Genomic DNA, 23,451 nt, shown 5'->3' on the forward strand with positions numbered 1-23,451 from the left:
CATGCTGGTGCGCGTTATGTTACAGACGGTCGGCGCACTGCTCCACGTAGTGGGCCATGTCGCTGACCTCCACGCAGTCACGGAACCGCACGTCGGCGCTTTCCAGGCCGCGCAGCATGGCGGGCACCTCGGTGCCGGTGGCGGCCGCGAGCTCGTCCATGCATTCGAAATCGGTGCCGTCGGCCTTGAGCCCCAGCGCCTCGTTGACCACGCGCGGGAACTTGTAGGGGCTCGCGGTGCTCAGCAGCACACGCGGCGTGCCCGGGTCGGCCGGCATCTGCCGCATCACGAAATAGCCGCATGCGGTGTGCGGGTCGATCACATAATGGTTGTCGCGCCAGCATTCGGCGATCATCTGGCGCACCTGGTCCTCGTCGGCCCAGCCGGTGGCGAACAGTCGGCGGATCTGCGCGAGCAGCTGCGGCGGCACCTCATAGGCGCCGTACTGCGCCAGGTCGTTCATCAGGTAGGTGATCAGGCGCGGATCCTTCTCCGCCATGTAATACAGCATGCGTTCGAGGTTCGAGGAGATGAGGATGTCCATCGACGGCGAGATCGTCTCGTAGAACGGGCGGTTGCGGTTGTAGGTGCCGGTCGTCAGGAAGTCGAACAGCACGTTGTTCTTGTCGGAGGCCACGACGAGTTGGCGCACCGGCAGGCCAAGCATCTTCGCGTAGTAGCCGGCGAGCACATCGCCGAAATTGCCGGTCGGCACCACGAAGTCGACCTCGTCGCCCACATTGATCACCTGCTGTTCGAGCAGCTGCGCGTACGCCGAGAAATAGTAGACGACCTGCGGCACCAAGCGGCCCACGTTGATCGAGTTCGCCGACGAGAGCGCCACATGGTCGTCCGCGGCGAGGCGTTCGGCGAGCTCCTGGTCGCCGAAGATCTCCTTGACCGTGGACTGCGCATCGTCGAAATTGCCGTTGACGGCGCACACATGCACATTGGAGCCGGTCTGCGTGGTCATCTGCAGCTCCTGCACGCGGCTCACCCGGCCCTGCGGGTAGAACACGGTGATGCCGGTGCCCGCGGCGTCGGCAAACCCGGCCAGCGCGGCCTTGCCCGTGTCGCCCGAAGTGGCGGTCACGATCATGATCTTCTCGTCCACGTCGCCGTCGGCCGGCGTGGTGCGGGCCATGAAGCGCGGCAGGATCTGCAGCGCCACATCCTTGAACGCGCATGTGGGGCCGTTGAACAGTTCCATCACATAGTCGTCGCCGAGCGGCTTGACCGGGGTGATGCGCGCATCGGACCACTGGCTGCCGTACGCCTCGGCGATGCACTGCCTCAACTCGTCCTCGCCGAAGTCGGGCAGCAGCACGCTGAGCACGTCGAACGCGATCTGCTGGTACGACTTGCCGGCGAGCGCGGAGATGTCGACCGTGGTCTCGCCGAGTTGATCGGTCACAAAAAGGCCGCCGTCGTCGGCGATGCCCTTGCGGATGGCCTGCTTGGAGGTGAGCGCGTCGGTGCTGCTGCGCGTGCTGTGGAAAGTAGTCACTTTGCGAATGGTCCTTACCGAACTAGAAGTGTGCCGGATTGCTTGCGCAGCCCAGTCTAGCCGCATCAGTGGGCAGCGCGGGCCTGCACGTCCGTGCTGTGGGACGCGCCCGGCAAGCGTTCCACGTTCTGCGACGCCATATGCGACTGTATGGCTCATCCACTATCCTCGCAGATATGACGACTACAGCGATGGAAGAGACGAATCAGGTGTCCGGCGGCGTGTTCGACGCGGTGTGCGCGATGGCTGACCGCGCCGCCGAGGCGCAACGCGCCCTGGCGAAATCCACGACCGACGTGAAGAACGGCCTGCTCGCGGCGATCGCCGATGCGCTCGACGCGCGTGCCGACGAGATCGCCGCGGCGAACGCGCTCGACATGAGCCAGGCCTTCGACGAAGGCATGGACGCGGGCAAGCTCGACCGGCTCAAATTCAACGTGCCGCGCATCGCGGCCTCGGCCCAGGACATGCGCCATGTGGCCACGCTGCCTGACCCGGTGGGACAGGTCGTGCGCGGCTTCGAGGCCCCCAACGGTCTGCGCCTGCAGCAGGTGCGCGTGCCGATGGGTGTGATCGGCATGATCTACGAGGCGCGTCCCAATGTCACCGTGGACGTGGTGTCGTTGTGCATCAAATCCGGCAACGCGGCCCTGCTGCGCGGCGGCCACGCGGCCGAGCGCACCAACGCGGCCACGCTCGCGATCGTCAAGGACGTGCTCGCCGAGCTGCATTTCGACGCGGCCCTCGTCGACACCGTGGACCCGTACGGGCGCGAAGGCGCCACCGCGCTCATGGAGGCGCGAGGGCATGTCGACCTGCTCGTGCCCCGCGGCAGCGCGCGCCTCATCCAGGCCGTGGTGCGCAACTCCAAGGTGCCCGTCATCGAGACCGGTGCCGGCAACGTGCACATCTACGTGGACCGTTCCGCCGACCTGACCAAGGCCATCCCGATCCTGCTCAACGCCAAGACGCAGCGTGTCGGCGTGTGCAACGCGGCCGAAAAGCTCATCGTGCACCGCGACGTGGCCGAGGCGTTCCTGCCGATGGCGGCGCAGGCGCTCGCCAACGCGCATGTGGCGATCCACGCCGACGAGGTCTCGTACCGCATCATCGGTGAGGCGAACATCCGCGACATCGAACTGCTCGAGGCCGACGCGTCCGATTGGGGCACCGAATACCTCGCCCTCGAGATCGGCGTGCGCGTCGTCGACTCGATCGACGACGCGATCGCACACATCAACACGTATTCGACCCACCACACCGAGTCGATCCTCGCCGAGGACTACGGCGCGGTCGAACGCTTCACGAAAGACATCGACTCCGCCGTCGTCATGGTCAACGCCTCGACCCGCTTCACCGACGGCGGCGTGTTCGGCTTCGGCGCCGAACTGGGCATCTCGACGCAGAAGATGCACGCGCGCGGGCCCATGGGGCTGCAGGAGATGACCACGACCAAGTGGATCGGCTACGGCACCGGGCAGGTGCGCGCATGAGCGGCGCAGGGCAGTCGGGTCCGTCGCCCGTCGTGCGTGTCAACGACCATGTGCTCCCCAACCCGTGGGGCGTCGACCTGGCGCAGCGCACGAGCGTGCTCAAGATCGTCTCCGAACGGCTCAGCCTCGTGCGCTACGTGTTCCTTGTGCAGATCGAGGACGGCATCGCCACCGCCACCCAGCGCGCGTCGCTCGAATACGCGGACGCGGTGCTGATCGGCTGGCCCGAGGAGGATGCGCCGGACCTCATCGCCGTCACCGACGAGCAATATCAGGAGGCGCTCGGCCAAGTCACCCTCATGGAGGAGTACATCGACCGCTTCCGCACGATGGAACAGCACGCCGACATCGATGGCATGACCGACACCCTCATCCGTATCACGGAACGCGTGGCGCACGTGCGGCGCACGTTCCAGCCGAAGTTCCTGCTGCCGACCTTCGCGGAGATCCGCCGCGTCGTGCAGGACGAATGGGACGAGGACATGGGGCGCATCGACTCCGAAGGCGAATCGGACGCCGACACGATTCGCTCGCTGCAGGGAGAATTCGACGCGCTCGGCGACGAATCCGGGGCCTCCGGTGAGTGAGCAGGGCCAGCCGCGGCGTATGGCGGAACTGTCGGCGGCACAGACTGCTACCGCGCACATCATTTCGGCGCCAGGCAAGCGTTCCGCCCGCGGCAATTGGCATGAGCGTTCACGCATCGGCATCATGGGCGGCACGTTCGATCCGATCCACAACGGCCATCTTGTGGCCGCGTCGGAAGTGGCGTGGGTCTATGACCTCGACGAGGTCATCTTCGTGCCGACGGGCCGGCCGGTGTTCAAGCTCGACAAACATGTGACGAACGCCGAGGACCGGTACCTGATGACGGTCATCGCCACCGCGTCGAACCCGAAATTCACCGTGTCGCGTGTCGATATCGACCGTCCCGGCGTCACGTACACGATCGACACGTTGCGTGACCTGAGGGCGCTGTACCCGGACGCGGACCTGTTCTTCATCACCGGCGCCGACGCCGTGGCCGAGATCATGCAATGGAAGGATGTCGAACAGATGTTCGACATCGCGCATTTCGTGGCGGTCACGCGTCCTGGCTATGCGGCGTCGAGCCCCCTGCCTGAAGGCAAGGTCGACATGCTCGAAATCCCCGCGTTGGCCATTTCGAGCACCGATGTGCGCCGGCGCGCCACCCATGGCGAACCGGTGTGGTACCTCGTGCCCGACGGCGTGGTGCAATACATCGGCAAGCATGGCCTCTACCACGCCTCGTAGTGGGTTTTCGACGCGCGTAAGCGCCCGCGCCGGTCAGCTGGCGCCATTACTATGGGACACGTCCACAACGAACTGACGTTTGGAGATACGGTGAGCGCAATCCTCGAAGGCAAACCTGATAAGAACCTCATTCTCGTTACCGGCAGGGCCCATCCCAAGCTCGCCACGGATGTGGCGCAGCAGCTCGGCATCGATGTCCTGGAGACCACGGCGTACGATTTTGCCAATGGCGAGATGTATGTGCGGTACACCGAATCCGTGCGTGGCGCGGACGTGTTCGTCCTGCAAAGCCACAGCGACCCCGTCAACGACGCGATCATGGAACAGCTCATCATGATCGACGCGCTCAAGCGCGCGTCCGCGCGTTCCATCACCGCGGTGAGCCCACTGCTGGGCTATTCGCGCCAGGACAAGAAGCACCGCGGCCGTGAGCCCATCTCGTGCCGCCTGGTGTTCGACCTGCTCAAGACGGCAGGCGCCGACCGCATCATGAGCGTCGACCTGCATGCCGCACAATCCCAGGGCTTTTTCGACGGCCCCGTCGACCATCTCATCGCCATGCCGGTGCTCGTCGACTACATCCGCGATCGCTTCGCGAACAATCTGGACAACGTCACGGTCGTCTCCCCGGACGCCGGCCGCATCCGCGTGGCCGAGCAGTGGGCGCAGCGCCTCGGCGGCGGCCCGCTCGCGTTCGTGCACAAGACACGCGACATCACCCGTCCCAACCAGGCCGTGGCCAACCGCGTCGTCGGCGACGTCAAGGGCAAGGACTGCGTGCTCGTCGACGACCTGATCGACACCGCCGGCACGATCGCCGGCGCCTGCAAGGTGCTGCAGGAGTCCGGCGCCAAGTCGGTGACCGTCGTCGCCACGCACGGCGTGCTCTCAGGCCCCGCCGTCGAACGCCTCAAGAACTGCGGCGCCCGCGAAGTGGTGCTGACCGACACCGTGCCGATTCCCGAAGAGAAGCGCTGGGACGGCCTGACCGTGCTGTCGATCGCGCCGTTGCTGGCGAGCGCCATCAAGGCCGTGTTCGAAGACGGGTCCGTCGCCGAACTGTTCGACACCTACCCCGAACACCATGGCAAGGGGTTCCTGTTCGCCTGACGCCGTGCAGGCTCGCGCCCGGCCTTGCCGTGTCGCGGGAAAGTCCGGGCGTATGGCATAATAAACACTTGGCGGGTTCGCCCCGCCGTTCCCCCATGGTGTAATGGCAGCACACGGGTCTTTGGAACCCTTTGTCTTGGTTCGAGTCCAGGTGGGGGAGCGAGCCTAGCGCCCGCATTCCACGGTTCTTCCACCGTGGGAGCGGGCGCTTTTTCTATCATGTTTGGAGGATTCCATGACAGTCACCGCCGCGATTGTGCTGGCTGCGGGCGAAGGCACGCGCATGCGTTCGGCCACGCCCAAGGTGCTGCACCCCTTTGCCGGCAAGACGTTCCTCGCACGCGTCATGGCGTCGGTCGCCGCGCTCGACCCGGCCACCCTCGCCGTGGTCGTGCGCTACCAGGCCGAACGCGTGGCGCAGGCCGCGCGGGACTATGATCCGTGCGTGCGCATCGTGCAGCAGGATGAGATTCCCGGCACCGGCCGCGCCGTGCAATGCGCGATGGACCAGTTGCAGCACGACGGCCCGCTGGAGGGGCCGGTGCTCATCGCGGCGTCCGACATGCCGTTGCTCGACACCGCCACACTCAGCGCATTGCTCGACTACCATGTGGCGAGCGGTGACGGCGCGACCGTGCTCACGACCGAACTCGACGACCCGACCGGGTACGGGCGCATCATCCGCGGCCCCAACGGCGACGTGCTCAAGATCGTGGAGCAGAAGGACGCCAACAAGAGCGAACTGGCCGTGCACGAGGTGAACACGTCGGTCTATGTGTTCGACGCGCAGGTGCTGACCCGGGCGATCGCGCACTTGGACGCGAACAACGCGCAGGGCGAGTTCTATCTGACCGACGCGTTGAAGGAGGCGAAGGCATTCGGCAAGGTCGGCGCGTTCGCCGCCCCCGACCCGTTGAGCGTCGAAGGCGTGAACGATCGCGTGCAGCTCGCCGCGCTCGCCAAGGCGCACAACACGCGCGTCTGCGAGCATTGGATGCGCGAAGGGGTAACGATCCTCGACCCGCAGACCACATGGATCGAGGACGATGTACGCATCGAAGCGGACGCGGTGATCCTGCCCGGCTGCTTCCTGCAGGGGAACACGTCGATCGGCGCCGAAGCACAGATAGGTCCGTACACGACGCTCATCGATGCCACCGTGGACGTGCAGGCGCATGTGGAGCGCTCGCGCGTGCAAGGCACGCACATCGGCCGCGCCGCCATGATCGGCCCGTGGACCTATCTGCGGCCGGGCAACGAGATTGGTGAGGAAGCCAAAGCCGGCGCATTCGTCGAGATGAAGAAGGCGCACATCGGCCGTGGCACCAAGGTGCCGCATCTGAGCTATGTGGGCGACGCTGACCTCGGCGAACACACCAACATCGGCGGCGGCACGATCACCGCCAACTACGACGGCGTGCACAAACACCACACCACGATCGGCTCCGACGTGCACATCGGCGCGGGCAACCTCTTTGTGGCCCCCGTCACCGTGGGCGACCACGTCACGAGCGGCGCCGGATCGGTCATCCGCCATGAGGTGCCAGACGACACCATGGTGTATTCAGAGAACACACAACACAATGTGGAGCATTGGAAACCAGCTTGGGAGCGTGAAACAGCATGACAGCATTGGAATCGTCCATCGCATCGATCCGCATCGCGGCCGCGGCCGCCGACCGCATGAAGGCGCATGACATCGTGGCCTATGACGTCAGTGACGCGCTCGGCATCTGCGACGGCATGCTCATCGCGTCAGCGCCGAACGAACGTCAGGTGCTCGCCATCGCCGAAGAGGTCGAAAAGGACCTGTTCCTCAACGACGGCAAACGCCAGCCGCGCTCGCGCGAAGGTGTGCAGGAGGCCCAGTGGATCCTGCTCGACTACGGTGACTTCATCGTGCACATCATGCATGACGAGGCGCGTGACTTCTACCATCTGGAACGCCTGTGGCGCGACTGCCCGCAGATCGAGCTGCCCCTCGAACATCCCGAGGAACCGCAGTCCACGGAGCGCTGAGCATGCAGGTCCGTTCGATCACACTCGTGCGGCACGGGCGCACCGCATACAACAAGGCCGGCCGCATCCAAGGATGGGTCGACATCCCCCTCGACGCGACTGGCCAATGGCAGGTGGAGCAGACCGGTCGGGCGTTGCGCGACCTGTACGTCACGTCCGAACCCGCCGCACGCCAGCTCGTCGTCGCCTCCGACCTTACGCGCGCACAGCAGAGCGCGCACGCGTTCGCCGACCCGCTCGGACTCGACGTGCACGTCGACGGACGCCTGCGTGAACGGCACTTCGGTGACTGGGAAGGCATGTCGATGGACGAACTGCACGCCGCGTTTCCTGACGACTTCGACCTGTGGATGCGCGGCCTGGGTGGCGAAATGCGCCACCGGGCCGAATCCCACGCCCACGCCGGCGCACGCGGCTGGGACGCGCTGCGTGACTGGTCGCACCGCGCGGGGTCCGACACCGACTTGTTCGTCTTTTCGCATGGCGCGCTGATCGAGAACACGATCCAGGAGATGTACGGCATCGGCGAGCGCTTCCCCGACTTCGTGTCGATCACCTCAATGCGCAACGCGCACTGGGCGCGCCTCGTCGACGCGCGCATCGACGAGGACGACCGGTGGATCCTCGTCGACTACAACCATGGCCCGGCGCTCGCCGACACCCCTGCATGGGACGACCCCGGCGAGGCCCGGGGCCGGGACGAGTGAATCGGGGCGACGCGCAGTGAAGAACTTTTTCAAAGGACTGTCCTTCTCCCAACTGTTCGCGGGCGCGCTCGCGGCGATCACGTCGTTTCTGCTGTCGTCGAAGATCGGCATCGCCGGTTCGGTCATCGGTGTCGCCGTGGCGTCGATCGTCTCCACGGCCGCCTCGCAGATCTATAAGAACGTCATCGACGCGTCGAGCAAGAAACTGCAGGATGCCGCGCAGAACCAGCTCGGGCTCGCCCCCGCGGACCCGCAGGCCGGCGATGTGGTGGACGGCACGGATGATGCGGGGGAGCCGACCGACAGCACCCAGCGGATCCCCGTGGTGCAGGACGACGGTGAGGGCGAGCGCATCGGGCGCACGGTCTCCTCGTCGCACGGTTCGGCGGCGCATGACTCAGGCACCCGGCCGCCGATGAACGCGCGCGACAAACGCGTGGCCATCATCGTGGCGGTCGTCTCCGCACTGGTGGCCGTTGGCGCCACCGCGGGCATCATCCTGGCGCTGACCGACGGGCAGGGCACCGATTCCGTGGTGCGCGACATCGTGCACCCCACTGAGACGACCGACGACACGCGGCACAAGGAACCGGTGATTACGCCCAGCCCGACCGGCACGCCGACACAACCCTCGTCGCAATCGCCCACGACTCCCACGCCCACACCGCAGGCCACCACCGAGCAACCCGATGCCACATCCGGCAACGGGCAGAGCGCCGGCGCCGATGACCCGAACGGTGGGGCGGGCACTGGCGGCAGCGATACGGATACGGGCAATGGCGCGGACTCCGGGGGCGACAATGAATCCGATACGGGGCACAGTGGCGACTCCGGTGCCGCTGACGGCACCCAAGGCGGTGACAACGCGGATTCCGGCACCACCCAACACAAGGATGGCAGCCAAACAGGGCAGTGAACCATTGGGGCTCCATGCCTGGAACCGGATGTGGACGGCGTGTCGACACAGTGCGACACGCCGTCTTTTGCGTCCTGGGAGCAAATGATGTAACCTGTCTCAGGTTCGATTGAGCAAGTCGAATGGGGCTATGGCGCAGCTGGTAGCGCATCTCCATGGCATGGAGAGGGTCAGGGGTTCGAATCCCCTTAGCTCCACAAAGCGGCTGGTGGCACACCGGTCGTCCCATTCGGGGCTATGGCGCAGCTGGTAGCGCATCTCCATGGCATGGAGAGGGTCAGGGGTTCGAATCCCCTTAGCTCCACGACTTGAGGCCTTCGCATGATTGCGGAGGCCTTTTTGCATAGATGTGGCACTATGTCCTTGAGAGCGTAAACAGTGCCGGCGGTGGCGCCGTTCGCGTACAGTGGGCACTACACCCCTGTGAAAGGATTCCCATGGCAACACTTACCGAAGACATGAAGAAGTTCATCAACGACAACCTGGCGTTCGTCGCCACTGTCAGCGCCGATGGCGTGCCGGACCTCGGCCCCAAGATGTCGATGTTTGCGCTCGACGACAACCATCTGGCCTATCACGAACGCACCGGCGGCCAGACCTACCGCAATCTCGAAAACGGCAGCCCGCTCGTCGTGGCCTTCGTCAATTTCGAGCAGAAGAAGGGCTACCGCTTCCGCGGCGAGGTCGTGCTGCACACCGACGACGCAATCTACGACGAGCAGGTCAAGCTCGCCGAACAGCGCGGCACGAAGAAGCCCGCCTGCGTGCCGGTCATGGAGATCGACCAGATCGAGGACCTGTCCGCCGGCGCCCATGCCGGCACCACGATCGCCAAGGACTGACCACACCGGCAGGTTGGCGCATGGGCCGGCCGGTCGCCTTCGACCGGCCGGCCCATGCCTATGTCATGGTGGCGCGGAGCCACCACTTCCATGCACGGTAACCACAGCAACAAGGAGCTGCACAACCCATGATCGACGAAGTCATCTTCCTGCGCCATGGGCGCACTGGATTCAACCTCCAACGGCGATTGCAAGGGCAGATCGACATCCCGCTCGATATCGTCGGCCAATGGCAGGTGGACCAGAGCGCCTACAGCCTGGCGCAACGCTTCTACTGGGCCAAGGTGAGCAACATCGCCACCCACCCCGACTTGTTGCCGCACAGCGCCGACCCATCCGTGCGCCGCATGGATGTGGACGAATACCGCAAAGCTCCCGCTTCGGGGCGTACGATGCGTGTGGTCAGCTCCGACCTGTTCCGCGCCCAGCAGACGGCGCACGCGTTCGCCGACATCCTGGGCCTCGACGTGCACCTCGACGCACGCCTGCGCGAGCGCAGCTTCGGCCAGTGGGAAGGCATGACCCGCGAAGAGATCCGCGAACGCTTCCCCGAAGGGTTCCGTTCGTGGACCGCACACACCGGCGGCGAACTTGACTACGGCGTCGAAAGCCGCACCGACCTCGGGGCGCGCGGCGCCACGACGATCGCCGACTACGTGCGCACCCATGCCCAGGACCCCACGCCCACAACCCTGTTCGTCGTCTCCCACGGCTCATGGATCGCCGCCACCATCGGCACGCTGCTCGACATGGACATGGACAACCTCAACACACTCGACGGCATCCGCAACGCGTTCTGGTCCACGATGGGCGTCAGCGCCGACGCGACAGGCACGCATTGGGTGCTCACCGAATTCAACCAAGGCCCCGCCATCGCCGCAGTCGGCGACTGGGAAAACGGACCCGCGGCATTGCGCAACCCCGACATGGGGGTATGGAAGCCGGTCAAAGGCGCCAAAGCGTAACACGGGCGCCCCCTGTCGCACCGTTGCGACTAAGCTGGGTGAGGTTTTTCGCGCGCGAACCGGCACCATGCCGCCGTCCGTGACGCACACGCCCGTCATGCGCCGCACGGCGTCGACCGAGAGGCAGGTGAAATCCCATGTTACGCATGTTCAGCACGGTAAACGGCCAGATCGAACAGATCGACAAACCCGAAAGCGGATCGTGGCTCGCACTGTCCGACCCCACTGACGTGGAACTCACGACCGTCTCACAGGAGACCGGCGTCGACCTCGCCGACCTGCGTGCCCCGCTCGACGACGAGGAACGCTCGCGCGTCGACGTTGAAGACGACTACACGATGATCATCGTCGACATCCCCACCGTGGGTGAGCGCGCCGGCCGCAACTGGTACGAGACGATCCCATTGTCGATCATCGTCACCAAGACACTCATCATCACCGTCTGCATGCAGGACACCCCCGTGCTCCACCCCTTCATGGAGGGCACCATCCGCGGATTCAACACGTTCATGCGCTCGCGGTTCATCCTGCAGATCCTCTACCGCAACGCCACCATGTACCTGCGCTACCTGCGCATCATCGACGGCGAGACCGACAAGCTCGAACTGCGCCTGCGCCATTCGATGCAGAACCGCGAGATCCTCATGCTGCTCGAACTGAGCAAGACGCTCGTCTATTTCAACACATCGCTCAAGTCCAACGAAATCGTGATGGAGAAACTCACCACGCTGTCGCGCATCAAGCAATACCCCGAGGACGAGGACCTGCTCGACGACGTCATCACCGAAAACAAGCAGGCCATCGAAATGGCCAACATCTACAGTGGCGTCCTCGCGAACATGACCGACGCGTTCTCGTCGGTCGTGTCGAACAACCTGAGCAACGTGATGCGTATCTTCACGATCATCTCGATCACGCTGTCCATCCCCACACTCATCTTCTCGATGTATGGCATGAACTTCCAACAGGGGATGCTCGGCATGCCATTCACCGATTCACGATGGGGGTTCCTCGTCATCATCGTGTTGGCCATCGCGCTGTCGCTGGCCGTACTGTGGTTCCTGACCCGTTCTCGACTATTCAAGTGAGGCCATGATGAGCACACGACACACTATCGGCGCGGCCCTGTGCACGCTGGCGCTCGCCGGCGTGGCGGGCTGCGGCACATCCATCGAGGTGAGCGTGCCCGGTCAGGCCGACGGCCCTGTGCTGTCGATCGGTGTGGCCCTCGACGAACCGGGCATGAGCTGGTACCACAACGGTGCCTATTCGGGCTTCAGCGTGCAGGTGGCGCAGTATGTGGCCAAGGTGCTCGGCTATGCCAACAAGCAGATCGTGTTCCGCAACGTGCCGCTCGACGAGCGCGCGCAACGGCTCGCCGACGGCACTGTGGACCTCGTCGTGGGCTCATACGGCGGCCAGGAAGCCGACGGCACGCAGATCGACTATGCCGGCCCGTACCTCAACACGTCACAAGGCCTGCTGGTGCGCTACCACGATGACAGCGAGCGCGAGGTCGCCGGCACCGGCGACCTCGCGGGGCGCACCGCATGCATCGTGCAGGGCAGCGATTCCGGACAGGCATTGCGCGCGCAGGTGGGCTCGGTCAGCGTCGAGGAACGCGACACCTACCAGCAGTGCGTCTCATCGTTGCTCGCAGGCCAATCCGACGCGGTGGCCGGCCCCGAACCGATCCTGTACGGATTGCGCGACCAAGGCGGCAGCGCTTACCTCGATGTGCTCGGCGACTCGTACGGCAGCGCGCGGTTCGGCGTGGGCGTGCGCTCGGGCCAACCAAAGCTGGTCGCGCAGATCGACGCGGCATTGCGCCAGATGGTCGCGGACGGCTCGTGGCGGCAGGCGGCCGACGGCCTGCAATCGAGCGTGGGGTACCGCGTGGACACGGGCTCCAACCCTCCCCGGCTCGTCGAAGCCAAGCAATGACGCACGCCGTGTCCAGTTACATGGTGATAATCGTTGCCTATGAGTGACAACCAGTCGGGCGCGCACAGCCCAGTCAATGAGCCGGAAACCGCACAGTTCCGCTATAACGCCGCCATGGCGCAGCAGATCGAAGAGAAATGGCAGGACACCTGGGAGGGCCAGGGCACGTTCTGGGCCGCGAATGTCAGCGGCAGCCTCACCGACGGCGAGGGCCGCCATGCGGACGGACGCACGTCGTTCTTCGCGATGGACATGTTCCCGTACCCGTCGGGCAAAGGCTTGCACGTGGGGCATCCGCTCGGCTATCTGGCCACCGATGTGGTGAGCCGCTACCACCGCATGAAGGGTGAGAACGTGCTGCATGCGATGGGCTATGACGCGTTCGGCCTGCCTGCCGAGCAGTTCGCCGTGCAGACCGGCCAGCATCCGCGCGTCACGACCGAACAGAACATCGCCAACATGCGCCGCCAGTTGCGCCGCATGGGCCTGAGCTTCGATGACCGCCGTTCGTTCGCCACGATCGAACCGGGGTATGTGCGCTGGACGCAGTGGATCTTCTCGCGCATCTTCGACTCGTGGTACGACACGGATAAACGCAATCCGAGCGGTTCGATGGGGTGCGCCCGGCCGATCGGCGAACTCGTGGAGCAGTTCCGTTCGGGCGAACGCCCGATCGACGGCCATGAGGGTCAGGCGTGGGACGCGCTCAGTGAGGCCGAGCGTTCGGACGTGCTCAACGAGTACCGCCTCGCCTACATCTCCAAGTCGCCGGTCAACTGGTGCCCCGGTCTGGGCACGGTGCTCGCCAACGAGGAGGTCACGGCCGAAGGCCGTTCCGAACGTGGCAATTTCCCGGTGTTCCAGCGCGAGCTGCGGCAATGGTCGATGCGCATCACCGCATACGGCCATCGTCTGATCGAAGACCTCGACGCAATCGACTGGCCGGAGAAGGTCAAGCTCATGCAGCGCAACTGGATCGGCGAATCGCACGGCGCGTCGGTGGACTTCACGGTGGCCACGCCGCAGGGCGAGCGCACGATGGAGATCTACACGACGCGCCCCGACACGCTGTTCGGCACGACGTTCTGCGTCGTGTCCCCGGAACACCCGCTGCTCGCCGATGTGCCGGAGCAGTGGCCCGATGGCACACCTGAAGCATGGACGGGTGGCTATGGTTCGCCGCGCGAGGCCGTCGCCGACTACCGTGCGGCCGCGGCCGCCAAGACGGCGAAGGACCGTGTGGACGACGCCGGTGAGAAGACGGGCCTGTTCACCGGCCTGTATGCCACCAATCCGATCACGGGCGTGCAGCTGCCGGTGTTCACCGCGGACTATGTGCTGATGGATTACGGCACCGGCGCGATCATGGCGGTGCCGGGCGGCGACCAGCGTGATTATGATTTCGCCGTCAAGTTCGGCCTGCCGGTCATCTACACCGTGCAGCCGCTGCCGGACAGCGGCGAGACACTGGCCGACTATGAGGGCAAGGCGCCGTTCGTCTCGCATGACGGCGTGGTGATCAACTCGTCGGTGGACGCCACATGGAAGCGTGGCGACGCGTTGAGCATCGATGGCATGCGTGTGGACGACGCGGTGCGTGCGGTCACCGCGTGGCTTGAAGAGGCTCAGGTGGGCCACGGCACCACGAGCTACCGTCTGCGTGACTGGCTGTTCAGCCGCCAACGCTACTGGGGCGAACCGTTCCCGGTAGTGTATGACGATGAGGGTGTGCCGCATCTGGTGCCTGACAGCATGCTGCCGATCAACCTGCCCGACGTGCCCGATTACAGCCCCAAGACCTTCGACCCCGACGATGCGCAGTCGAACCCGGAGGCGCCGTTGAGTCGCAACGCGGAATGGGTGGATGTGACGCTTGACCTGGGCGACGGTCCGAAGACCTACCACCGTGACACGAACACGATGCCGAACTGGGCCGGTTCGTGCTGGTATTACATGCGCTATCTCGACCCGCATGACGAGCGGCACATGGTGGAACGCGACGAATACGATTACTGGATGGGCCCCAAGCACAATGCCACGGCCGGTGAGGCCGGCGGTGTGGACCTGTATATCGGCGGCGTGGAGCATGCCGTGCTGCACCTGCTGTATTCGCGCTTCTGGCACAAGGTGCTGTTCGACCTCGGGTATGTGGATTCGTTCGAGCCGTTCCACAAGCTGTTCAACCAGGGCATGATCCAGGCGTATGCGTACACCGACGACCGCGGCCAATATGTGCCGGCCGACGAGGTCGAGGAAGGGGAGCCGGACGCGTCCGGCGAACCGACGTTCACATGGCATGGCCAGCGGGTCAACCGTGAGTTCGGCAAGATGGGCAAGAGCCTGAAGAACATCGTGACGCCGGATTACATGTACGACCATTATGGCGCCGACACGTTCCGCCTCTATGAGATGAGCATGGGCCCGCTCGACGAGTCACGCCCGTGGAACACGCGCAACGTGGTGGGCGGCATGCGGTTCCTGCAGCGCCTGTGGCGCAATGTGGTCGACGAGCACACCGGCCAGACCGTGGTGAGCGACGAGGCGTTGGATGAGAAGACCCTCAAGCTGCTCAACAACACGATCGCCGACGTGACGGCTGAGATGGAGGGGATGCGCCCCAATACGGCCATCGCCAAGCTCATCGTGCTCAACAACCACCTGACCGGCATGGAGCGTGCGCCCCGCGCCGCCGTGGAGCCGCTTGTGCTCATGCTCGCCCCGATCGCCCCGCACATCGCGGAGGAACTGTGGAGCCGGCTTGGCCATGACACGTCCCTCGCGCACCATCCGTGGCCGCAGGCCGATGAGCGCTACGTGGGCCAAGACAGCGTGACCGCCGTGGTGCAGATCAAGGGCAAGGTGCGCGCCAAGCTCGAGGTAAGCCCGGACATCGACCCCGATGAGCTCGAACGCATGGCATTGGAAGCGGTTGCCCCGCGTCTGGGCGGTGTGCCGCCGCGCAAGGTGATCGTGAAGGCCCCCAAGATCGTGTCGATCGTGCCAGGGCAGTGATCGCCTGCGGCGAATGTTCGCTCCGGGCCGGTGTGGATGGAAGGATCGTCCGACCACACCGGCCCGTCGTATTGGACAGGTGCCCATGGAACCACGCACAGTGGATCCATGGGCATCCGTCATATCGCATCATCGAAACCGTCCCGCGGCGGCCGGTTGGCTTCCACGCGCTTCGACACCCGCGAGCGCGAACGGCCATCGTGGATGGACGTGCCCTTGCCTCCCCGGCCGAGCGGCTGTGCACAGCCGCATGGTCAGCCGCACGGGGAAGGCGGCGCCATGCCACCGCAGGCCAGCCCCCTGCCCGGCACGCCACCGTCTCATGAGGACACCCAGCAGACGGCCACCGCGTGCACATTGCGCGCATTGACGGCCGTGCGCCCCCAAGAGGCGGCCGAACAGGAAGCGGAACGTGACCGGCCGCGGGTGAGTGTCGAACCAGTGCATGCGCTCATCATCATCGGCGTGCTCGTCATCGCCCTCGCCACTTCATTGACGCTGCTTATCCAGCAGTCGATGAGCCTCGCCCACGAGCAGAACGGCACCCCGGCGGTCAGCGCGGCAACGGGCGCACCTGCCGCCCAGGCGCCGCAATCCTCCCCAGCCGCGTCCGAACCCGCGGGAACCATGCCGGACGCCTCGTCCCAACCCACCGCGTCCGAACCCGCCACTATCGAATCCACGTTCACACCGGTCGACCTCAACACCGCCAGCCAGGCGCAGCTCGAAAGCGTCAAAGGCATCGGCCCGGTCACCGCCGCCAACATCATCGCATACCGCGCCAGTGCAGGCCGGTTCACGAGCGTCGACGAATTGCTCAACGTACAGGGCATCGGCGCGAAAACCCTCGAGAAGATCCGGCCCTACGTGGGGGTGCGGTAAGATGCGCGCACCATGGACGGATCGGGAACACGGCGGCCGTGACATGCGTCTGCTGCCAGCGGCCGCAGGTATGTGGACGGCCGCGCTCGCCGCCGCACCGCTCATGCAGCCCCACAACACGCGCCCCCTGATCACGGTGGCGGCCGTTCTCGTGTGCTCGGTGGGTGGCATGGCGCTCGCGGCATGGATGGCGCATGTGACCCGCAACCATGCCGCCTTCGCACGCCGCGCCGCGACCGTCCTGATGCTCGCACTCGCAGGCCTGCTGCTCGGCGCCATGGCCGCTGTGACCCACACGGCCATGCGCGCCGCTGACCCGGTGTATGCGGCGAGCGCACAGGGAGCGGCCCTGGGCATCTACCGTGTGCGCACCACCGCACCCGCCCTGCGCGCCAATGGCCGCGAGGCCGACTGCGCCGTCGACGTGACGGTCGAACAAGCGGTGTTGGACGGCGTGCAACAATCCGCGCACGCATCAGCGACACTGCAGGCGAACGGGCGCGTGTGCGCCATGATCGAACAAGGCGCGCGCTACACCGTGCGTGGCGCCGCACAGCGCGCCGCCTGGGACACGACCCGCATCATCCTCACCGCGCACACGGCCACCATGCATGAGGCGGCGCCGCCATGGTGGCATGGCGTCGAAACACTCCGCACACGCTTCTTCGCCGTCACCGCCCGCTTGGACGACCAGGGCCGTGTGCTCGTGCCTGGCGTCACCCTCGGCCTGCTCGGACAGGACATTCCCACCGGCGCCAGCGTCGACGAGACCTACGCACGCCAACTGGAAGAGCGTTGCAAGCGAGCGGGCATCATGCACGTCATGGCCGTGTCGGGCGGCCACTACGCGCTCATCGCACGTCTGTGCACCATCATCGGCGCCTTGGCGCGCCTGCCGCGTGGGGTGCTCGCCATGCTACGCCTCGCCACCGCCGGAATATTGACGATGCTGCTCGTGCCCGGGCAGTCGGTCACGCGCGCACTGGCCATGAGCGTGTTCGCCGTCGGCTATGCACTGTGCAAACGCCCGTGCCAGACGATGCACGCGCTGTGCTGGACCACCATGTTCGCGTTGTTGACCGACCCCACGCGCGCCGCGAACTTCGGCTTCGCCCTGTCATGCTCCGCTGTGTGCGGCATTGCCATGATGATGCCACGCATCCAGGCATGGTGTGCACGGTGGATGCCACGTGGCGCCGCGCAGGCGCTCGCGATGACGGTGAGCGCGCAGGTGTTCACCCTGCCGGTACAGATCCTCATCAGCCCGCAGGTGCCCCTCTGGTCCATCCCGGCGAACCTCATGGTGGCGCCGTTCACCGATCTGGCCACCATCACCGGTCTGCTCGCCTGCCTCTGCGTCACAGTGTGCCCGCCAGTCGCCCCCATGTTCGCCACGGTCGCCTCATGGTGCACACGTCCAATCGCTTTGGCGGCCGGCCTGTTCGGCACGGCGGACGATGGATGCATCCCGTGGGCGCAAGGGGCCCCGGGTATGCTGCTCATGCTCGGCGCGCTCACCGTCGGCACTGCCCTGCTCATCGCACTGCACCACCTGCACGCCATCATCCTCCTGGTCCGCCGCCGGGGCCGGCGCGGGAGGCTGTACGCCATGCATCCAGTGGACGCTGCACGCCGGTGGTGGCGGCAGACGGCCACCATGCTCATGGACATACCATGGAGCCACAGCAAGGAGTGAACACGCATGCGGATTGTCCAACGATACGGCGACATTGAACATATGGCAGCACACCACACACCCCGCTGCGTCATCATCCGCGGCGGCGACGAATACCTCAACCGCCTCGCCGCACGGCGCCACGCCCGTCAATGGCTTGACGCCCACCCGGACAGCGAATTGATCGAACTGGAAGCCAAAGACAGCAGCCGATACGATTTCGAGGAAGCCACAAGCCCCTCGCTGCTCAGCCCCAGCGCCGCCGTCATCGTCAACCACGCCGAAGACTGCGACGAACCACTCGCGCAAGCCATCATCGACCATTGCCGCAACCCCCACGGCGAAACCGACGGCTCCCTCGTCATCGTCAGCCACAACGGGTCAGCCAAAGGCAAACGGCTGATCGACAGCCTCACCCGCCTGCATGCCGTCCTCGAAGACATCCCCAAACTCGACAAACCACAGGCACGCCTCAACTTCACCCTCCAAGGCTTCGAACAACGCGGCCGCACCGTGGAACCACAAGCAGCCCAACAACTCGCCAGCGTGCTCGGCGAACGCCCGGGCGAACTCGCCGCCATGATCGAACAGCTCTGCTTCGACTTCGACACCAACCCCATCACCCTGAGCCAAGTCAACCAATACCTGATATCCGACCCTCAGGTCACCGGATTCGCCATGGCCGACCAGGCGCTCGCCGGCCATGGCGCCCAAGCCGTCATCATGATGCGCTCCGCCATCAGCCAAGGCACCGAACCCATCGCGCTCATCGGCGCGCTCGCGATGAAACTGCGCTCCATGGCCAAAGCCTCGGCCGTGCGCGCCGGAACCATCACACAAGCCGAATCGAACATGGCGCCATGGATGCTGCGCAACGCGTCCAAACAACTGCCCGGATGGACATCCGCGGGCATGGCGCAATGCTTCAGCCAGCTCGCATGGGCGGACGAACAATGCAAAACCAACGGTTCGGACCCCATCTACGCACTCGAACACGTCATCGAACTCATCAGCCGAAAAGGCATCGCATAAGGACACCGCATGCACACCACCATCACCGCTGCAACCGCCACCGACATGCGCGCATTGGGCGCACACCTCGCCAACCACATGCACGGGGGAGAGGTCATCCTCCTGTCGGGGCCATTGGGCGCCGGCAAAACCACCTTCGCCCAGGGATTCGGCGCCGGGCTGGGCATTGACGAGCCAATCGTCTCGCCCACCTTCACCATCGCCCGCGAACTCGACGGCCACTTCGCCGATGGCACGCCCGCACGCCTGATCCATGTGGACGCCTACCGGCTCGGCGGCACCGACTACGCGCCCGGGCAAGACAGCGTGAACCGCCTCCTCGACGAACTCGAAAGCCTCGGCCTCGATGAGGAACTCGAAGAACCCGGCACCCATACCGTCATCCTCATGGAATGGGGCGAGCAAATGGCCGCGGCGCTCGCCGACGAACGACTCGAAGTGCATATCGACCGGCCCTTCCACGCAACGGCGCCAGATGCCACGGCGGCGGACATCGCCGTGGAACCCACAAGCGCGGGCGAACGCATCGTCACGCTCACGCCCATCGGCCCCTACTGGGACCGGTTCATGCACGATCTTCCCGACATGCCAACCACGGGGGAGCGGCAGGCGTAACGCCCCACCCACCACCAGCAACCAACCACACCAGTTACACAACCGCAGGAAACCCACCATGCACACACTCGTCATCGACACCGCATACGGATCCACGGTCGGCATCGTCGGCCACGAACCCATCCAGGAACAGAACTCACGCACCCACGTCGAACGCCTCCAAGTGGACATCGCCGCCGCCTGCGCGCAAGCCGGCATCACCCCGCAGGATCTGGACCGCATCGTCGTCGGCACCGGTCCGGCGCCCTTCACCGGCCTGCGCGCCGGAATCGTCACCGCACGGGCCATCGCCTTCGCCACCGGAGCCGAACTGCTCGGCCAAGACGACCTCGAACCCTGCGCCGCGGCCATGGACGCCGCACGCCGCCACAACCCCCGAATCACCACGCTGTTGCCAGCGGAGGCCACGGCAGCCATCGACGCGACCGCCACATGCACACCTCTCACCCTCGCCGTCAACGACGCGCGCCGCAAACAGCTCTACTTCGCGCTCTACAGCCACACCAGCGGCGCACCAACCGCAGTGATCCCCATGGACATCGACTACCCCGAGCACATCGCCATACGCGTCAACCACGCCATACGCGACCTCCAACAGCACCACCCTGGCACCCAATACACCATCGACATCATGGGCCACGGCGCCCACACCTACACACAACACTGGGCCGCCCTGCACAACCCCGGCGCCATCCTTGACCTCACCGCGCTCGACCTCGGCGCCACCGGGCTCGCTCTCTTCGCTCACCTCGCCGAGAACCGCACCACCGCGCAACCCGTCGAGCCCCTCTACCTGCGCCGCCCAGACGTCAGCGTACCCAACCCACTCAAACACGTCCTCAACCACGCGCCAGCCACCAAGGACGCCGCATGATCGTCAACCTCGCCACCCTCGACCAAGACCAGGCCATCACGCAGATCAGCCAACTCGAATCCCAACTCTTCGGCCCCAGCGCATGGAGCCCCAACGCCATCCGTCAGGAACTCAACGCGCCGGCCCGCGCCTACTGGGCCGACATCGACCCCGCAACCACCACCGGCATTCCCGCCATACGCGGATACGCCGGCACTTGGTTCGACGGCTACGACACCCAGATCATGACCATAGGGGTGGCGCCGCAACACCAACACCACGGCATCGGGCGGGCACTCCTCCGGCAGATCATCGACCAGGCCAACGCCGACCACGCCGAACGCATCCTCCTTGAAGTGCGCGTCGACAACACGCCGGCACTCGCCCTCTACGCCAACAACGGATTCACGCGCCTCGGCCTGCGCAAACGCTACTACCAGCCCGAAGGCATAGACGCGTACACCATGAGCCTCGACCTCAACCCCCGTACCATCGGATTCCAACCCACCCACGCCTGACCACCACACGGAGCCACCATGAGCCAACCAACCATTCTCGGCATCGAATCAACATGCGACGAAACCGCAGCCGCCGTCGTCACCGGACACACCCTGCGATCCAACGTCGTCGCCTCATCCATGGACGAACACGCACGCTACGGCGGCGTCATCCCCGAAATCGCCTCACGCGCCCACGCCCAGGCCTTCACCCCGGTCGTCAGCAAAGCACTCTCCGACGCCGGTCTCGATCTGGCCGGCATCGACGCCATTGCGGTCTCCGCCGGACCAGGGCTGGCCGGATGCCTCGCCGTCGGCGTCTCCGGCGCCAAGGCGCTCGCATGGGCGGCCGGCAAACCCATCTACGGCGTCAACCACGTCATCGGTCATGTGGCTGTCACACAGTTGCAGTTCGGTGCGCTACCCGCCAACACGATGGCGCTCATCGTCTCCGGCGGCCATACGTCATTGCTGCATGTCGATGACATCGCACGGCATATCGACGTGGTGGGCACCACGCTCGACGATGCTGCGGGCGAATGCTTCGACAAGGTGGCACGACTGCTTGGTTTCCCCTATCCGGGCGGCCCGCACATCGATGAGCACGCACGTCGGGGCGACCCCCATGCGATCCGTGTGCCGCAGGGGCTGACCCAAGGCAACGCCGGCAAACGCCACCCCTATGATTTCAGTTTCTCGGGCGTCAAGACAGCCGTGGCGCGGTGGATCGAACAACGTCAAGCCGCGGGTGAAGCGGTGCCGGTCGACGACGTGTGCGCCTCGCTCGCCGCATCGGTGGCCGATGTGCTCGCCACGAAGGCGATGCGGGGGTGCGAACAGTACGGTTCGGACACGCTCATCGTCGGCGGCGGGTTCTCCGCGAACTCGCAATTGCGTGCGGCGCTGCTCGAGCAAGGGGAGCGGCACGGTGTGGATGTGCGCTTGCCCGAGCGCGCGCTGTGCACCGACAACGGCGCCATGGTCGCCATGCTCGGTGTGAACCTTGTGGAAGCCGGTGTGCACCCGTCACCGTTGGATTTCCCGATTGATTCGGCGATGCCTCTTACCCGAATCTCCATGTAAGGCGCGGTGGGACACGCCGAGTTGCAATCAATGGATTTGCGTGTATACTATTTTTCTTGTGCGCTGAAGTGATTCGGCGTGCAGTATTCCTGCGTAGCTCAGTTGGCAGAGCATCCGACTGTTAATCGGACGGTCACTGGTTCAAGCCCAGTCGCAGGAGCCATCAAGCCGCCTCCGGGCGGCTTTTTTGCATATCGCGATATGAGTGAACATGCGTGGATGGTGTGGATATTCGAAGGAATTGTATGGGTTTGCGATTCCGTGGCCGCCTGTGGATGCACAGGCGGTAGAGTGGGATCCATCGACCGGACCTGTGGAGCATCGGCTGGTATCACAGCGATCGAGAGGCACAGCCAGACCTGAGGGAATGTAGTGGAGGAGCCTCATCCACCCCAATGGGGACGGGTCGTCAAGGTCGACAGGAAGAGAGGAGCAGTCGGCGTGCCGTACGCGCATGGAGCCCGTTGCGACACGCCGATTTGCTTTGTATGTATGAAGCATGTATATTGTCTTTTCGTTGCGCTGAAGTGATTCGGCGTGCAGTATTCCTGCGTAGCTCAGTTGGCAGAGCATCCGACTGTTAATCGGACGGTCACTGGTTCAAGCCCAGTCGCAGGAGCCATCAAGCCGCCTCCGGGCGGCTTTTTTGTATGCCTGTCCAGCTTTACGAGGCTGCCTGTTCCACGCAACGGGACAGATTGCGCGCCAGCTGTGCGATGGTGCTGTCGAGCTTCGCGGTGTCGGTGAACATCGATGCGAACAGTGTGTCGAAACCGGAACGGAAATCCTCCGGCAACACGCGGCAATCGCGTTCGGCGATGCCCAGCTGCCGCTTTTCGCCCGGATGCGTCATGCCATTGATCGCGAATAGCACGTCGAAATACGAAGCGAGGAATGGGGTTATACGCCAAAATGTGTGTCCTTTTGACTAGTTGCTGTCTTGCCATGGCGTGCTCCTGTGGAAGTCGTTCCATTCGATGCCGGTGCCGTATCGCTGCGGCATGCCGGTCTGGTCGTGCATGGT

22 protein-coding genes and 5 tRNA genes are annotated in these 23,451 nt (G+C 65.1%); 25 read left to right on the top strand and 2 right to left on the bottom strand.

All coding sequences use genetic code 11. The features are described from left to right. Positions 1-19: 19 nt before the first annotated feature. Positions 20-1,507 (bottom strand): threonine synthase, encoded by a 1,488-nt coding sequence (gene thrC / locus PG2093B_RS04020; protein ID WP_129897399.1) that lies wholly within the window; start codon positions 1,505-1,507, stop codon positions 20-22. A 176-nt stretch (positions 1,508-1,683) separates the two neighbouring features. Here thrC and PG2093B_RS04025 point away from each other — a divergent pair, with 176 nt between their 5' ends. The 25 genes from PG2093B_RS04025 to PG2093B_RS04145 all read left to right on the top strand — a co-directional run bounded on the left by PG2093B_RS04025 (position 1,684) and on the right by PG2093B_RS04145 (position 23,049). Then, entirely contained in the window at positions 1,684-3,000 is a 1,317-nt protein-coding gene (locus PG2093B_RS04025) for a glutamate-5-semialdehyde dehydrogenase (RefSeq protein ID WP_129897400.1), read from the top strand. Further along, a complete protein-coding gene (locus tag PG2093B_RS04030; RefSeq protein WP_022857653.1) occupies positions 2,997-3,587 on the top strand; it encodes a hypothetical protein in 591 nt (196 codons plus the stop codon). The genes PG2093B_RS04025 and PG2093B_RS04030 overlap by 4 nt, the downstream gene beginning before the upstream one ends. 19 nt (positions 3,588-3,606) lie before the next feature. Next, on the top strand, positions 3,607-4,275 hold the full coding sequence (gene nadD, locus PG2093B_RS04035; protein WP_026643270.1) for a nicotinate-nucleotide adenylyltransferase: 669 nt from the start codon (positions 3,607-3,609) through the stop codon (positions 4,273-4,275). A gap of 51 nt (positions 4,276-4,326) precedes the next feature. Further along, positions 4,327-5,385, top strand: a complete 1,059-nt coding sequence (locus PG2093B_RS04040) for a ribose-phosphate diphosphokinase (RefSeq protein WP_051591946.1) — start codon at positions 4,327-4,329, stop codon at positions 5,383-5,385. 89 nt (positions 5,386-5,474) lie between these two features. Beyond that, positions 5,475-5,545, top strand: a tRNA-Gln gene (locus PG2093B_RS04045). A gap of 75 nt (positions 5,546-5,620) precedes the next feature. Further along, positions 5,621-7,012, top strand: coding sequence for a bifunctional UDP-N-acetylglucosamine diphosphorylase/glucosamine-1-phosphate N-acetyltransferase GlmU (gene glmU / locus PG2093B_RS04050; protein ID WP_129897401.1), 1,392 nt, complete (start codon positions 5,621-5,623; stop codon positions 7,010-7,012). Next, positions 7,009-7,404, top strand: a complete 396-nt coding sequence (rsfS, locus tag PG2093B_RS04055) for a ribosome silencing factor (RefSeq protein ID WP_022857649.1) — start codon at positions 7,009-7,011, stop codon at positions 7,402-7,404. The genes glmU and rsfS overlap by 4 nt, the downstream gene beginning before the upstream one ends. A 2-nt stretch (positions 7,405-7,406) precedes the next feature. Continuing rightward, positions 7,407-8,111, top strand: a complete 705-nt coding sequence (locus PG2093B_RS04060; RefSeq protein WP_129897402.1) for a histidine phosphatase family protein — start codon at positions 7,407-7,409, stop codon at positions 8,109-8,111. A gap of 16 nt (positions 8,112-8,127) precedes the next feature. Beyond that, a complete protein-coding gene (locus tag PG2093B_RS04065) occupies positions 8,128-9,027 on the top strand; it encodes a hypothetical protein (protein WP_129897403.1) in 900 nt (299 codons plus the stop codon). A gap of 124 nt (positions 9,028-9,151) precedes the next feature. Next, positions 9,152-9,224 (top strand) — tRNA-Ala (locus PG2093B_RS04070). Between the two features lie 34 nt (positions 9,225-9,258). After that, positions 9,259-9,331, top strand: a tRNA-Ala gene (locus tag PG2093B_RS04075). A gap of 133 nt (positions 9,332-9,464) precedes the next feature. After that, on the top strand, positions 9,465-9,869 hold the full coding sequence (locus PG2093B_RS04080) for a pyridoxamine 5'-phosphate oxidase family protein (RefSeq protein ID WP_129897404.1): 405 nt from the start codon (positions 9,465-9,467) through the stop codon (positions 9,867-9,869). 128 nt (positions 9,870-9,997) lie between these two features. Continuing rightward, positions 9,998-10,834, top strand: a complete 837-nt coding sequence (locus tag PG2093B_RS04085; RefSeq protein WP_129897405.1) for a histidine phosphatase family protein — start codon at positions 9,998-10,000, stop codon at positions 10,832-10,834. 137 nt (positions 10,835-10,971) lie between these two features. Continuing rightward, on the top strand, positions 10,972-11,922 hold the full coding sequence (locus PG2093B_RS04090; protein ID WP_026647779.1) for a magnesium transporter CorA family protein: 951 nt from the start codon (positions 10,972-10,974) through the stop codon (positions 11,920-11,922). Positions 11,923-11,929: 7 nt separating this feature from the next. After that, positions 11,930-12,778, top strand: coding sequence for a transporter substrate-binding domain-containing protein (locus PG2093B_RS04095; RefSeq protein WP_242502818.1), 849 nt, complete (start codon positions 11,930-11,932; stop codon positions 12,776-12,778). Positions 12,779-12,817: 39 nt separating this feature from the next. Continuing rightward, positions 12,818-15,790, top strand: a complete 2,973-nt coding sequence (gene leuS, locus PG2093B_RS04100) for a leucine--tRNA ligase (protein ID WP_129897407.1) — start codon at positions 12,818-12,820, stop codon at positions 15,788-15,790. 108 nt (positions 15,791-15,898) lie between these two features. Continuing rightward, positions 15,899-16,672, top strand: a complete 774-nt coding sequence (locus tag PG2093B_RS04105) for a ComEA family DNA-binding protein (RefSeq protein WP_165369700.1) — start codon at positions 15,899-15,901, stop codon at positions 16,670-16,672. 43 nt (positions 16,673-16,715) lie between these two features. Then, positions 16,716-18,368: a ComEC/Rec2 family competence protein gene (locus tag PG2093B_RS04110; RefSeq protein ID WP_165369701.1), complete on the top strand. Its 1,653-nt coding sequence runs from the start codon at positions 16,716-16,718 to the stop codon at positions 18,366-18,368. A 42-nt stretch (positions 18,369-18,410) separates the two neighbouring features. Beyond that, positions 18,411-19,379 (top strand): DNA polymerase III subunit delta, encoded by a 969-nt coding sequence (gene holA, locus PG2093B_RS04115; protein WP_129897410.1) that lies wholly within the window; start codon positions 18,411-18,413, stop codon positions 19,377-19,379. Positions 19,380-19,388: 9 nt separating this feature from the next. Then, entirely contained in the window at positions 19,389-19,994 is a 606-nt protein-coding gene (gene tsaE / locus PG2093B_RS04120) for a tRNA (adenosine(37)-N6)-threonylcarbamoyltransferase complex ATPase subunit type 1 TsaE (protein WP_129897411.1), read from the top strand. A 58-nt stretch (positions 19,995-20,052) separates the two neighbouring features. Then, positions 20,053-20,868, top strand: coding sequence for a tRNA (adenosine(37)-N6)-threonylcarbamoyltransferase complex dimerization subunit type 1 TsaB (tsaB, locus tag PG2093B_RS04125; RefSeq protein WP_129897412.1), 816 nt, complete (start codon positions 20,053-20,055; stop codon positions 20,866-20,868). Then, positions 20,865-21,365: a ribosomal protein S18-alanine N-acetyltransferase gene (gene rimI / locus PG2093B_RS04130; RefSeq protein WP_129897413.1), complete on the top strand. Its 501-nt coding sequence runs from the start codon at positions 20,865-20,867 to the stop codon at positions 21,363-21,365. Before tsaB ends, rimI begins: the two co-directional genes overlap by 4 nt. Positions 21,366-21,383: 18 nt before the next feature. Next, positions 21,384-22,427: a tRNA (adenosine(37)-N6)-threonylcarbamoyltransferase complex transferase subunit TsaD gene (gene tsaD / locus PG2093B_RS04135; protein WP_129897414.1), complete on the top strand. Its 1,044-nt coding sequence runs from the start codon at positions 21,384-21,386 to the stop codon at positions 22,425-22,427. 87 nt (positions 22,428-22,514) lie between these two features. Then, positions 22,515-22,590 (top strand) — tRNA-Asn (locus PG2093B_RS04140). Between the two features lie 383 nt (positions 22,591-22,973). Beyond that, positions 22,974-23,049: transfer RNA gene (locus PG2093B_RS04145), tRNA-Asn, on the top strand. A gap of 42 nt (positions 23,050-23,091) precedes the next feature. Here PG2093B_RS04145 and PG2093B_RS04150 read toward each other — a convergent pair. Continuing rightward, complete coding sequence (locus tag PG2093B_RS04150; RefSeq protein ID WP_207214996.1) at positions 23,092-23,280, bottom strand: hypothetical protein; 189 nt, start codon at positions 23,278-23,280, stop codon at positions 23,092-23,094. Positions 23,281-23,451: the final 171 nt, after the last annotated feature.

Source organism: Bifidobacterium pseudolongum subsp. globosum, from assembly GCF_004155535.1.
GTDB lineage: Bacteria > Actinomycetota > Actinomycetes > Actinomycetales > Bifidobacteriaceae > Bifidobacterium > Bifidobacterium pseudolongum_C.

Excerpts from the sequence above, each read along its gene's own strand:
- PG2093B_RS04025 (WP_129897400.1), top strand. The coding sequence starts at position 1,684 with ATGACGACTACAGCGATGGAAGAGACGAATCAGGTGTCCGGCGGCGTG.
- PG2093B_RS04030 (WP_022857653.1), top strand. The coding sequence starts at position 2,997 with ATGAGCGGCGCAGGGCAGTCGGGTCCGTCGCCCGTCGTGCGTGTCAAC.
- nadD (WP_026643270.1), top strand. The coding sequence starts at position 3,607 with ATGGCGGAACTGTCGGCGGCACAGACTGCTACCGCGCACATCATTTCG.
- PG2093B_RS04040 (WP_051591946.1), top strand. The coding sequence starts at position 4,327 with ATGGGACACGTCCACAACGAACTGACGTTTGGAGATACGGTGAGCGCA.
- glmU (WP_129897401.1), top strand. The coding sequence starts at position 5,621 with ATGACAGTCACCGCCGCGATTGTGCTGGCTGCGGGCGAAGGCACGCGC.
- rsfS (WP_022857649.1), top strand. The coding sequence starts at position 7,009 with ATGACAGCATTGGAATCGTCCATCGCATCGATCCGCATCGCGGCCGCG.
- PG2093B_RS04060 (WP_129897402.1), top strand. The coding sequence starts at position 7,407 with ATGCAGGTCCGTTCGATCACACTCGTGCGGCACGGGCGCACCGCATAC.
- PG2093B_RS04080 (WP_129897404.1), top strand. The coding sequence starts at position 9,465 with ATGGCAACACTTACCGAAGACATGAAGAAGTTCATCAACGACAACCTG.
- PG2093B_RS04085 (WP_129897405.1), top strand. The coding sequence starts at position 9,998 with ATGATCGACGAAGTCATCTTCCTGCGCCATGGGCGCACTGGATTCAAC.
- PG2093B_RS04090 (WP_026647779.1), top strand. The coding sequence starts at position 10,972 with ATGTTACGCATGTTCAGCACGGTAAACGGCCAGATCGAACAGATCGAC.
- PG2093B_RS04095 (WP_242502818.1), top strand. The coding sequence starts at position 11,930 with ATGAGCACACGACACACTATCGGCGCGGCCCTGTGCACGCTGGCGCTC.
- leuS (WP_129897407.1), top strand. The coding sequence starts at position 12,818 with ATGAGTGACAACCAGTCGGGCGCGCACAGCCCAGTCAATGAGCCGGAA.
- PG2093B_RS04105 (WP_165369700.1), top strand. The coding sequence starts at position 15,899 with ATGGGCATCCGTCATATCGCATCATCGAAACCGTCCCGCGGCGGCCGG.
- PG2093B_RS04110 (WP_165369701.1), top strand. The coding sequence starts at position 16,716 with ATGCGTCTGCTGCCAGCGGCCGCAGGTATGTGGACGGCCGCGCTCGCC.
- holA (WP_129897410.1), top strand. The coding sequence starts at position 18,411 with ATGGCAGCACACCACACACCCCGCTGCGTCATCATCCGCGGCGGCGAC.
- tsaE (WP_129897411.1), top strand. The coding sequence starts at position 19,389 with ATGCACACCACCATCACCGCTGCAACCGCCACCGACATGCGCGCATTG.
- tsaB (WP_129897412.1), top strand. The coding sequence starts at position 20,053 with ATGCACACACTCGTCATCGACACCGCATACGGATCCACGGTCGGCATC.
- rimI (WP_129897413.1), top strand. The coding sequence starts at position 20,865 with ATGATCGTCAACCTCGCCACCCTCGACCAAGACCAGGCCATCACGCAG.
- tsaD (WP_129897414.1), top strand. The coding sequence starts at position 21,384 with ATGAGCCAACCAACCATTCTCGGCATCGAATCAACATGCGACGAAACC.
- PG2093B_RS04150 (WP_207214996.1), bottom strand. The coding sequence starts at position 23,280 with ATGACGCATCCGGGCGAAAAGCGGCAGCTGGGCATCGCCGAACGCGAT.